We start from the raw sequence: 11,782 nt of genomic DNA on the forward strand, positions 1-11,782 counted from the left end.
TTCGATCGATCATGAAAAACCTGTTGCGACCGACGCTCGTGCTATTTGCAGCGATGACACTGATCACGGGTATCGCCTATCCGGTCATCGTCACGGCGATAGGCCAGGCGGTATTTCCTCGTCAGGCGAATGGCAGCATCCTCGAGAGAGACGGCAAGCCGGTCGGCTCCGAATTGATCGGCCAGCAGTTCGATGCGCCCGGTTATTTCTGGGGACGGTTATCGGCCACCACGCCGAACCCCTACAACGCTCAGAACTCCGGCGGCTCGAACCTGGGACCGACGAATCCCGCGCTCGCCGACGAAGTGAAGGGAAGGATTCTGGCGTTGCATGCAGCCGATCCGACGAATACGGCACCGATTCCCGTCGATCTCGTCACCTCGTCGGGCAGTGGTCTCGATCCCGACATCTCGCCGGCAGCCGCGGCATATCAGGCGTCCCGGGTGGCAAAGGCGCGCGGCCTGACGCTCGATCAGGTGTATCGCGCGATCGAGCAGAACACGTCCGGCCGGCAGTTCCTCGTGCTGGGCGAGCCGCGCGTGAACGTACTACGGCTGAATCTTGCACTCGATCGAATTCAACGCGTGCATTGATTAGGCTAAGCTCGCATATGGCCCATTCCTGCAACGAGGCACTATGGAACGTCCCGATCCCGACGCGCTGCTCGAAAAAATTCAGCGGGACGAAGAAAAGCGCAGTCGCGGCCGGTTGAAGATATTCTTCGGCGCCTCCGCCGGCGTCGGCAAAACGTACGCGATGCTGCAGGCGGCGAGGCGGCGCCGCGACGAAGGTGTCGACGTGGTCGTCGGCGTCGTGGAGACGCACGGCCGCAAGGAAACGGTAGGCCTCATCGAAGGGCTCCAGGTCATCCCTCCCGCAACGATCGAGTATCGCGGGCACCAGTTGTCCGAGTTCGATCTCGATGCGGCGCTCGCGCGCAAGCCCGGGCTGATTCTCGTCGACGAGCTCGCGCATTCCAACGTGCAGGGCTCGCGGCACATGAAGCGCTGGCAGGACGTGTACGAGCTGCTGGACGCCGGCATCGACGTCTATACGACCGTCAATGTTCAGCATCTCGAGAGCCTGAACGATATCGTCGGACAGATTACCGGTATCCGTGTATGGGAAACCGTGCCGGACCGCGTGTTCGATCTCGCCGACGACGTGACGCTCGTCGATCTGCCGGCGGATGAATTGCTCGAACGCCTGCAGGAGGGCAAGGTCTACCTCCCGCGTCAGGCGGAGCACGCGGTCCGGAATTTCTTCCGCAAGGGCAACCTGATCGCGCTGCGCGAACTGGCCTTGCGCCGCACGGCTGACCGCGTGGACGCCCAGATGCGGGAATATCGCGCCGATCAATCGATCGAGCGTATCTGGCAAGCGCGCGAGCGCATCATCGTGTGTGTCGGCGCGGGCCCCGAGAGCGCGACGCTCGTGCGCGCCGCCGCGCGGCTCGCGGCAAGTCTCAAGGCGGACTGGCTTGCCGTCTATGTCGAAACGCCAAGACTGCAGCGTCTGCCCGATGCGATCCGCAAGCGAACGCTCGATGCGTTGAAGCTCGCCTCCGAGCTCGGCGCCGAAACGGTAACGCTGCAGGGAGAAGACCCGCCGAAAACGCTGATCGCCTATGCGCGCATGCGTAATGTGTCGAAGCTCGTGGTAGGTGCATCGCCTGCTTCCGGCTGGTCCGCATGGCTGCGTCGCTCGACCGGGGAGCGGTTGATCGGCGCCGCACGCGACATCGACGTGACACTCGTGAACTCGGGCGCCGTACGCGAACAAGCCGAGCGTCGCGAGTCAGCTGCACGTTTCGCTGGCCTGGGTGCCGAGGTACAGCGTTCGAAGCCCTCGTCGTATCTGTACGCGATCGGTCTGTGCGCGGCCATCACCGTCATCGCCAGCCAGGCGCTCGGGCGGGTCTCGCTCGCCAACCTCGTCATGCTTTACCTGCTCGGCACGATTTTCACGGCGGCCCGGCTCGGGCGCGGACCGGGCGTGCTGATTTCGTTTCTCGGCGTCGCCTCGTTCGACTTCTTCTTCGTGCCGCCGCACCTTTCGTTCACCGTATCGGATACACAATACCTGCTGACGTTTGCGGTCATGCTGGCCACTTCCCTGACGATCAGTCATCTCACGGCGAGCTTGCGCGGCCAGGCGCGTATCGCGAACCTGCGCGAGCGCCGCACCGGCGCGATGTTCGCCATGACGCGGGAACTCGGTGCCGCGCTCGCGACGGTCCAGATCATCGAAACCGGCTCCCGGCACGTGGCCGAAGTCTTCCAGGCACGCGTCGCGATTCTTTTGCCGGACAGCAACGAGAGCGTGCGGCCCAAGATCGAGAACCCGGACCCCGCCGTCACGCTCGCCGAGGCCGAGATCGACAAGGACATCGCGCAGTGGGTCTACGATCAGCAAAAGCCAGCCGGGCACGGCACGGACACGCTCCCGGCCACGAGTGCGCTTTACTTGCCGCTCAAGGCGCCCATGCGCACGCGCGGCGTCATGGCGCTGGTTTCGCCGCGCATGGAGGATCTCCAGGTCCCCGAGCAGCGGCGGATGATCGAGACGTTCGCCGCACAGATTGCGCTGGCGCTCGAACGTGTGCACTACGTCGAAATCGCCCAGGACGCGCTGGTCAATATGGAGTCCGAAAGATTGCGAAATTCCCTTTTGTCGGCCATTTCGCACGATCTGCGTACGCCGTTGACGTCCATCGTCGGCTTTGCGTCCATGCTGGCCGCGGAGCCCGGTGGAGCCAAGGTCGACGAGGCACGTTCGTTCGAGCTTGCCGAGGCCATTCACGACGAGGCGCTGCGCATGACGGGCGTCGTCACCAATTTGCTCGACATGGCTCGCCTGCAGGAAGGCAGCATGAAGATCAATCGTCAGTGGTCGTCGATCGAGGAAGTCATCGGCTCCGCGCTTGCCGCGTGCCGGCGTATACTCGCGGGCCGGCCGATCCGCACGCGTGTGCCTGCGGACCTGCCGCTCATCGAGCTCGATGCGGTGCTCGTGGAGCGGCTCTTCGCCAACCTCTTCGAGAATGCCTCGAAGTACACGCCGGCCGGCTCGCCGATCTGCGTGGTGGCGTCGGTCCTGCATGAAGGCGACGAGCGTTACGTCAAGGTCGAAGTCCAGGATGACGGTCCGGGCTTGCCTGTGGCCATGGCGTCGCGCATATTCGAGAAGTTTACGCGCGGCGAAAAGGAATCCGCGAAGCCGGGCATCGGCCTCGGTCTTGCAATCTGCCGCGCGATCGTGGAAGCCCACGCAGGCAAGATCGGCGCCATGAATCGCATCGCGGCGGACGGTACGGTGCTCGGTGCGACGTTCTGGTTCATGTTGCCTGCGAACGAGACGCCGCTGGAGGGTTTGCCCATCGAAGGTCTCGATGCTACGCCCGGCGATAGGAACGGATAACTCATGTCGGAACCCGCCATCACCGTACTGCTGATCGAAGACGACAGCCGCATCCGCCGCTTCGTACAGGCGTGCCTCGAAAGCGAGGCGATGCGCATGCTCGACGCCGAGTCCGGGCTCCGAGGGTTGTCGCTCGCGGCGAACGCGCGGCCGGATCTCGCCATCGTCGATCTGGGTTTGCCGGACATCGACGGTGTCGATGTGATCCGGCGGCTGCGGGAATGGTCCTCGATGCCGGTCATCGTGTTATCGGCGCGTACGCGCGAGGAGGAGAAAGTCGCCGCGCTCGATGCGGGCGCGGACGATTTTCTGACGAAGCCGTTCGGTGCCGCGGAGCTGTTGGCGCGCATTCGCGCGCACCTGCGGCGGCATAATCGCAATGCAAATGGGGCATCTGAAACATCCAAAGCGCGCTTCGGCGACGTAACGGTCGATCTGGAGTTGCGGACCGTCGAGCGCGACGGCGCCGCCGTACATCTCACGCCGATCGAGTATCGCTTGCTGCTCTTGCTGATACGGCACGCAGGCCGTGTGTTGACGCACCAGCAGTTGCTGAGGGAAGTCTGGGGGCCCGCGCGCACCGACAACGCACACTACTTGCGCATTTATATGCGCAACCTCCGGCACAAGCTCGAGCGCGATCCGACGCAGCCTCAGCACATCATCACGGAGACAGGAGTCGGCTACCGGCTCACGGGAATGAACTGACGTCTTCTCGGCCTCGCGTTCGACGAACCGACAGATCGTATGCGGCTCGTCGCCGACATATCGTCAATGGCTGATCTTTTCGAGCGCGAGCCCGCGCGTCGCAGGTCCCAGCAAAATCGCGGCAATCCCGACGAGCATCGACGTCCCGATGAACGCCGCGACGCCGGGCACGCCGTAGCCGTGCAGCAGGATTCCGATCGCGAGCCCCGCGAATGCCGCGGCGAGACGGCTCCATGAGTAGACGAAGCCGACCGCACGCGCGCGTATCCGCGTCGGATACAGTTCAGCCTGGTAGCCATGGTAGGCAAACGACATGACGTTCGATGCCAGCGTGAACAGCACGCCGAGCGCAATCAGTAGCGCCGGAGACGACGCCTGCGAGAACAGCACGATCACGACGCCCATCGCTGCAAGGCTCGCCACGATTTGCGTCTTGCGCTCGAACTTGTCGGCAAACCATACCCCGAGCAGCGGTCCGAACGGGTTGGCGATCGCGATCACGAACGCGTAGGCAAGACTCGACGTCACGTGCACGCCGCGGCTCACGAGCAGCGTTGGCACCCAGGCGGCGAATCCATAAAAGCCGATCACCTGCGCCATGTTGAACACCGACATGATCACCGTGCGTTTCCGATAGGGAGGCCGCAGCGCTTCCATAAGCGATCCGCGCCCTTCTTTCTCGGGCTGCGCCGGTTGCGGGGCGCTTAGCGCGATGCCACGTTCGGCCGCCACGCGACGTTCGATGTCTGCGACGATCCGCTCCGCTTCTTCGACGCGCTGATGACGCGCGAGCCAGCGCGGGCTTTCCGGGATGTTGCGCCGCAAGAACCAGACCGCCACGGCACCGAGCGAGCCGACCAACACGACCACGCGCCAGTAATCGAGCCCGAACGGCCGCATGTCCTTCAACGCGAACGCGAGAAACGCGACCACCGGCACGGCGGAGAACGTAACGACCTGGTTCACCGCATAGGCGCGACCGCGCTCCCGGCTCGGGATCAACTCGGAGATGTAGGTATCGATGGTGACCAACTCGATGCCGAGTCCGACGCCCGCGGCAAAGCGCCAGACGTTGAGCCAGAGCCCTGTCGTCTGGAACGCCATGATCGTCGTGCAGACGACGTACCAGATGAGGGACCACGTGAAGATCATCCGTCGCCCGCACCGGTCGGCAACTTGTCCGAACGCGAGCGCGCCGACCCAGAGTCCCATGAACGTCGAAAACACGAAGGTTCCAAAGCCGGCGACCTTCAGTGGGCCAAGCGCCGAGAAGAATCCGAGCGATTCGGGCGTGAAGAGTCCGGAGCGGGCCATCCCCGGCGCGACATAGCCGGTGAAGAACAAGTCGTAGAATTCGAAAAACCCGCCAAGCGAGATCAGGATCACCATCGTCCAGACGGTACGCGAGGGTGGCAGGCGGTCGAAGCGCGCGGCAATTTCCGCGGACTTCTGCTCAGGTAACGAGGCTTCTCTTTTCATGTCTCCTCCGATTTGGATGGGCATCGGCGACCTCGATCGGATCGCCGGTAGGTTTTCGCCCGCATTCGCGATGCGCCGATGAGAGCGCGCTGTCAACTGCCGGTGCTACGTTCGAGCGCGCGCTGAACGATCGCGTCGTAATCGGCGGGTCGCGGATGCAGATCGAGCCGCTGTCCCGACTTGACGAGCTGGCTCGGCGTGTCATGCCCGAGCATTCCGGGCAACTGGCGCGAAATCGCGAGCAACGCATCGAGATCGACACCCGTGTCGTATCCCATCAGTTCGAGCGCATGCACGATCTCTTCGCTGCACACGTTGCCGCTCGCGCCCGGTGCGTAGGGGCAGCCGCCGATTCCGCCCAACGATGCGTCAAAGCGTGTCGCCCCGGCATCGATGGCGGCAAGAACGTTGGCCAGCCCCATGCCGCGCGTGTTATGAAAATGCAGCGTGAGTTCGGTGGCCGGCCAGCGCGTACAGAACGTCTGCGTCAAGGCCGCGACCTGGCTCGGGTAGGCCATGCCCGTGGTGTCGCACAGCGTGACACTGCGCGCATGGGCTTCCTCGACGAAGCGTCCAGACCACTCGAGCACCGTATCCGCGGGCACATCGCCCTCCATCGGGCAGCCAAAGGCACACGACAGCGAAACGTTGACGGCCACGCCGGCCCCGTGCGCAAGACGCGCGACCTGGAGCAATCCTTGCCAGGATTGCTCGCGCGTCATCCGCAGGTTCGAGAGGTTGTGGCTTTCGCTCGCCGACATGACGAGGTTGAGTTCGTCGGCCCGCGCCTCGATGGCGCGTTCGGCACCGTGCACGTTCGGCACCAACGCCGTGTACACGACGCCCGGACGCCGCTCGATGCCCCGCAGCACGGCATCGGCGTCGCGAAGCGAGGGAATCGCCCGAGGCGAGACGAATGCCGTGACTTCGATCTTGGCGACGCCCGTGAGCGAGAGCGCGTTGACCAACGCGATCTTCCGATCGGTTGTCACGAACGCGCGTTCCGACTGCAAACCGTCGCGCGGCGCGACCTCGTGCAGATAAATGCGTCGATGATTCCCTTGCCAGCTCTTCATGCGATCGCCCCTTGTTCACGCAGCGTGCGGATCATGTCGTCGGTCAGGCCGGCCTCTCTCAACACAGCCTCCGTGTCGTCTCCGAGCCGCGGCGCGGCCGAACGAACTGCGCCCGGCGTGCCGGTCAGTTTCGGCACGATGCCGGGCACGGCGAGTTCGTAGCCTTCCCGTGTCGTTTGCCGCAGGATCATGTCCCGCGCCCGATAGTGGGGATCCTCCGCGATGTCCTTGGCCGTATAGATTTTGCCGGCCGGTACGCGCGCGGCCGATAGCGTATCGAGCACCTCCTGCGACGTGCGCGACGCTGTCCATGCGCCGATCGCCTCGTCGAGTTCGTCGACACGCGCAACGCGCCCCGCGTTGTCGGCGAGCGACGGATCGGCGGCCAGATCGTCGCGGCCAATGACGCTCATCAGGCGCCGAAAAATGCTGTCGCCGTTACCGGCGACGAGCACATAACCGTCCGTGCAGCGATAGGCGTTCGATGGTGCAATACCGGGCAACGCGCTGCCCGCCGCTTCGCGCACGGCGCCGAACGCGCTGTATTCCGGAATCAGACTCTCCATGACGTTGAATACGGCTTCGTGCAGCGCCACGTCGATCACCTGCCCTTTTCCGCCGCGAGCGTCGCGATGGTAAAGCGCCATCAAAACGCCGATCACGCCGTGCAGTGCCGCCAGCGTGTCGCCGATCGAGATGCCGCACCGCACCGGCACGCGCGCGGGCTCACCGGTGAGGTGCCGCAGTCCGCCCATCGCCTCGCCTATCGAGCCGAAGCCCGGCAAGTCCCGGTAGGGTCCGCTTTGGCCGTACCCCGAGATGCGCAGCATGATGAGACCCGGGTTGATCTCGCAAAGCGCTTCATAGCCCATGCCCCAGGCCTCGAGCGTACCGGGCCGGAAGTTTTCGATGAGCACGTCGGCCTGTGCGATCAGCGCGCGTGCCACTTCCTGCCCTTGCGCGCTGCGCAGATCGAGTGCAATGGAGCGCTTGTTACGCGATTGCACCTGCCACCAGACCGACGTACCGTCTTTCATGAGGCGCCAGTTGCGCAGCGGATCGCCCGCGCCGGGCGGTTCGATCTTGATGACGTCGGCGCCGAATTCACCGAGTGTTTTGCCGGCGAATGGCCCCGCAATCAACTGTCCCATTTCGATGACCCGGATGCCATCGAGTGCTGCCGGTGAAATGGAAGTCGATGGTTGACCGCTCATTGGCCTATCTCCCCTGAAGTCCTGGCTATTTCGATTGCAGGCGATTATGCGAGCCCGCCCAACTCGGCGGAATGTCACAGTCGCGCATCCAGCTTTCGCGAAACGCGAAAGCCGATTCAGGGTCTTCCCTAACCGCTATCGGGGGATGAAGAGCGATATTGCATAATGCTCGGCACGGTAAATCGGTTACCGACTTACGCCCGATCATGAATCTGCACCGCCTGGATCTCGTCTCGCTCTCGTTGTTCAGCCTGGTGGTGCGCAGCGGTAGCATCAGCAAGGGCGCGGCACTGGCGCATCTCGCGGTGGGCGCTGCAAGCAAGCGGATCGCGGACCTCGAAGCCGCGCTGGGTGTCGCCCTCTTCGAGCGTCATTCCCGCGGGATCGTACTGACGGCGGCCGGCACCGCGTTACAGCGGCACGCGCAACGCATTCTCAACGATGTGGACGTGTTGAGCGCGGATCTCTCGGACTACGCCGCGGGCGTCGTCGGCGTGGTGCGGCTTTGGGCCAATACCTCGGCGGTCACGCAGTTCCTGCCGGCCGAGATCGCCGCTTTCACGGCGGCCAATCCGCAAATCCGCATCGAACTCGAAGAGCAGAACAGCGACCGCGTGGCGACGGCCGTCTTCGACGGTGAAGCGGACTTCGGCATTCTTGCGGAATCGACGCCCCTGCTGGGCCTGCAGACCGTCCCTTATCGGCACGATCAGTTGGTGCTCGTCGTGCCGAACGGCCATGCGCTTGCCGCCCACCGATCGATCTCGTTCGACGAGGCACTCGAGTACGACTTCGTCAGCCTTTCACGGGGTACCTCGCTGGCCAAACGGCTCGAACACGCCACGGAATCGATCGGTCGGCGGCTGAAGCTGCGCATTCGCGTGCGCAGCTTCGACGCCATGTGCATGATGGTCGCGGCCGGGCTCGGCGTCGCCGTGCTGCCCGCGGCGGCCGTGCGGCCGTATTTGCGCTCGATGGGCTTGCGCAAGATCGAGCTTGCCGAAGAATGGGCGCACCGTGCACTGCTCATCTGTGCGCGGGACCTCGCTGTCTTGCCCAAGCCGGCTCGGTTGCTCGTGACGCACCTCACGGGGTCCGTCAATGCGGGAGTACTTCGATAACGCCCGCTACCGCGCAAAGTAGTACGACAACGAGCGGCGGCACTTTCCAGCGTGTCAGCAAAAAGAAGCCAACCGTGGCAATCGCGAAATCGGCCCCCGAATGAACGGCACTCGTCCAGACGGGCGAGTACAACGCCGTCGCCAGCAGCCCGACCACCGCGGCATTGACACCCGCGAGCGCTGCGGCCATCGACGGATGCGCGCGAAGCGCTTGCCAGTAGGGCAACGCAGAAAGGACCAGCAGCAGGCCCGGCAAGAAGATGCCGGCCGTTGCCAACAACGCGCCCCAGCCATGACCGGGCGTGCCGGTCATGATCCAGCCGAGAAAGGCGGCGAACGTGAAGAGCGGGCCCGGGACGGCCTGAGCGGCGCCATAGCCCGCCAGAAAGTCGTTCGACGATACCCAGCCCGTCGCGACTGTTTCGTGTTGCAGTAGCGGAAGCACCACGTGGCCGCCACCGAAGACCAGCGCGCCGGAGCGGTAAAAGGCGTCGAATATGCGGATGGCGTGCGTCGAATCGACCGCCGCCCATGCCGGCAGCCCGAAAAGAAACGCACAAAACAGTATCAGCGCGATTGCCCCTACGGTGCGCGACACGTGGAACTCGCGCGCGTGTCGACCCATGCCCGCCATGCTCTCCGAGGCGGAAGCTCTGCACAACACCATGCCAAGGCATGCCCCGAGCACGATCACAATCAACTGCGCATAGGCGGTGGTCAGGACGGCAAGAATCGCTACGGCGATCAACGCGACAGCAGCGCGGCGATGGTCGGGACATAGGCGGCGCGCCATGTCCCATACCGCTTGCGCCACAACGGCTACCGCAACGAGCTTGAGCCCATGGATCAGGCCGCTGCCGAGCGGACCGCCCAGTGACGGGGCAACGAGGGCGAAAGCGATCAACAACGCGATCGAGGGCAGCGTGAAGCCGCACCATGCGGCAAGGGCGCCGCGCCATCCCGCACGAAGCAAACCGATCGAGAATCCCACCTGACTGCTCGCGGGCCCCGGAAGAAATTGGCAAAGGCCGACGAGATCGGCGAACGTCGCATCGTCGAGCCACCGGCGCCGCTCGACGAACTCCCGACGGAAGTACCCGATGTGGGCGACAGGGCCGCCGAACGACGTCAGCCCCAGCCTCAGAAAAACCGACAGAACCTCGAGTGCGGAGTGCGCGCGGCTCGCGTGCGACTTCGATATGCCTGCTTCCATAAACCCTTTGACGTGATGAGCGTGCGCACTGACGACGATTTTTCTGCCGCGCGAGAGCGCCTAGTGCTGATGGCGGTGGTGGATGTCCGGGAAATGCGCGTGCGAGTGCGTAATGGGCAAATGAACATGCGGATGGGTATGCGGTTCGTCGCCCGCATACGGGAAGTCGTGCTCGTGCCGATGGTGTTCGTCGTGGCGGTGCCGATGAGTGTGCTCGAGGAAGTCGTGGTTATGCTCATGTTCATGGCGCTCGCGCACGTGCAGCCAAACGCCAAGCGCCATTAGCGCTGCCGCGATCCAGAACGATACGGAAGGTAACTCAGGCCATAGCACGAGCGAAAGCGCAACCCCGAAGAGCGGAGCAACCGAGAAGTACGCTCCTGTCCTCGCAGTCCCGAGGTGGCGGAGCCCAACGACGAACAGGACGAGGCTCACGCCGTAGCCGGCCAGTCCCGTGAGCATCGCAGCGCCGACGATGCCCACGGCCGGCAGTGCCGCTCCCGTGGCAAAGGCGATGGCGAGATTCACAGGGCCCGCGATCAAGCCCTTCAGACAGGCAATCACCATCGCATCGTTTGCGGACACCTTGCGTGTCAGGTTGTTGTCGATCGCCCAGCACAAACAGGCACCGACGATCAGCAGCGCCCCGACGGGAACCGCTACCTGACCCGGGTGCCACGACAGCAGCATGCCTCCCGCGACGATAGCCACCATCCCGAGGAACACCTGAAGGTCGACGTTCTCGCGGAAGACGACCCATGCGATGACGGCGGTCAGCACGCTTTCGAGATTCAGTAGCAAAGAACTGGTCGCCGCAGACGTGCTCGCCAGCCCGAGCATGAGCAGCGCGGGTCCCACGACACCGCCGGTCACGATCGCGCCCATGAGCCACGGCAGTTCGGCTTTCTGGATTCGATGGCTGGCACTCGCCTGGGCATCGGCCCGTCGGAGCCTCAGAGCGACGATGCCCATGCCGAGCCCGACGCCGCTGCCGAGGTAAAAGAGACCCGCCACCATGAAGGGTGACATCGAACCAAGAAGCGCTTTGGCGATCGGGGTGGCGGCGCCGAACAGCGCCGCGGCGGCGAGCGCGACGAACACTGCGCTGAGTCTTGAATTCATCGGAATGAGGTGGTTGGAATCGGCGCGCGCGGCGCCTATGCGCGCAGTTTAACGAATCGGGATCGCTGAATCGACAAGGGTTACGGACCGGGGCACGAGTTAACTTGTATCAATATTAACGTCTGTGTAGGATACTCTACATGGATACACCGCTGATGTGGTCTCTGCTCATACTGACGCTGCCCACCGAGAACGCGACAGCGCGCATGCGTTTTTACCGCGCGCTCAAGGCAAAAGGCTGCGCCGTCCTGCGCGACGGCGTCTATCTCTTGCCCTATAGCGACGGCCACGAAGACATGTTGCGCGAGCTGGCCGACGCCATCGCCGAGAGCGGCGGCACCGCCCACCTGCTGCGCGCGCCGAGCCTCGATGCGTCTCAGGAACAGGCGTTCCGCGCGTTGTTCGACCGCGAAAGCGACTACGACGCGT

10 protein-coding genes are annotated in these 11,782 nt (G+C 64.1%); 5 read left to right on the top strand and 5 right to left on the bottom strand.

Annotation, left to right across the window (positions count from 1 at the left end):
* Nucleotides 1-11 precede the first annotated feature (11 nt).
* From kdpC to VGL01_RS25405, 3 genes are read left to right on the top strand one after another with little or no spacing between them, the layout of a single operon-like run.
* Entirely contained in the window at nt 12-593 is a 582-nt protein-coding gene (gene kdpC / locus VGL01_RS25395) for a potassium-transporting ATPase subunit KdpC (RefSeq protein WP_331574334.1), read from the top strand.
* Between the two features lie 43 nt (nt 594-636).
* The gene (locus VGL01_RS25400) at nt 637-3,420 is read left to right on the top strand and encodes a DUF4118 domain-containing protein (RefSeq protein WP_331574336.1); all 2,784 of its coding nucleotides are present in this window, start codon (nt 637-639) and stop codon (nt 3,418-3,420) included.
* Nucleotides 3,421-3,423: 3 nt separating this feature from the next.
* The gene (locus VGL01_RS25405; protein ID WP_331574338.1) at nt 3,424-4,128 is read left to right on the top strand and encodes a response regulator; all 705 of its coding nucleotides are present in this window, start codon (nt 3,424-3,426) and stop codon (nt 4,126-4,128) included.
* Between the two features lie 63 nt (nt 4,129-4,191).
* Here VGL01_RS25405 and VGL01_RS25410 read toward each other — a convergent pair whose 3' ends face one another.
* The 3 genes from VGL01_RS25410 to VGL01_RS25420 form a co-directional block, all read right to left on the bottom strand.
* A complete protein-coding gene (locus VGL01_RS25410; protein WP_414720355.1) occupies nt 4,192-5,517 on the bottom strand; it encodes an MFS transporter in 1,326 nt (441 codons plus the stop codon).
* A 182-nt stretch (nt 5,518-5,699) separates the two neighbouring features.
* Complete coding sequence (locus VGL01_RS25415; protein ID WP_331574342.1) at nt 5,700-6,683, bottom strand: hydroxymethylglutaryl-CoA lyase; 984 nt, start codon at nt 6,681-6,683, stop codon at nt 5,700-5,702.
* Nucleotides 6,680-7,897, bottom strand: a complete 1,218-nt coding sequence (locus tag VGL01_RS25420) for a CoA transferase (RefSeq protein WP_331574344.1) — start codon at nt 7,895-7,897, stop codon at nt 6,680-6,682. Before VGL01_RS25420 ends, VGL01_RS25415 begins: the two co-directional genes overlap by 4 nt.
* A gap of 206 nt (nt 7,898-8,103) precedes the next feature.
* Here VGL01_RS25420 and VGL01_RS25425 point away from each other — a divergent pair, with 206 nt between their 5' ends.
* Complete coding sequence (locus VGL01_RS25425; RefSeq protein WP_331574346.1) at nt 8,104-9,018, top strand: LysR family transcriptional regulator; 915 nt, start codon at nt 8,104-8,106, stop codon at nt 9,016-9,018.
* On the opposite strand, the gene chrA is transcribed toward VGL01_RS25425, so the two are convergent.
* Nucleotides 8,996-10,231, bottom strand: a complete 1,236-nt coding sequence (gene chrA / locus VGL01_RS25430; RefSeq protein ID WP_331574348.1) for a chromate efflux transporter — start codon at nt 10,229-10,231, stop codon at nt 8,996-8,998. The two genes, VGL01_RS25425 and chrA, sit on opposite strands and share 23 nt — an antisense overlap.
* Nucleotides 10,232-10,291: 60 nt before the next feature.
* Nucleotides 10,292-11,353, bottom strand: coding sequence for a DMT family transporter (locus VGL01_RS25435; protein ID WP_331574350.1), 1,062 nt, complete (start codon nt 11,351-11,353; stop codon nt 10,292-10,294).
* 140 nt (nt 11,354-11,493) lie between these two features.
* Here VGL01_RS25435 and VGL01_RS25440 point away from each other — a divergent pair.
* Nucleotides 11,494-11,782: Chromate resistance protein ChrB (locus VGL01_RS25440; protein ID WP_331574352.1), on the top strand; the 289-nt coding region annotated here is incomplete at its 3' end.

It is taken from the genome of Trinickia sp. (assembly GCF_036503415.1).
GTDB lineage: Bacteria > Pseudomonadota > Gammaproteobacteria > Burkholderiales > Burkholderiaceae > Trinickia.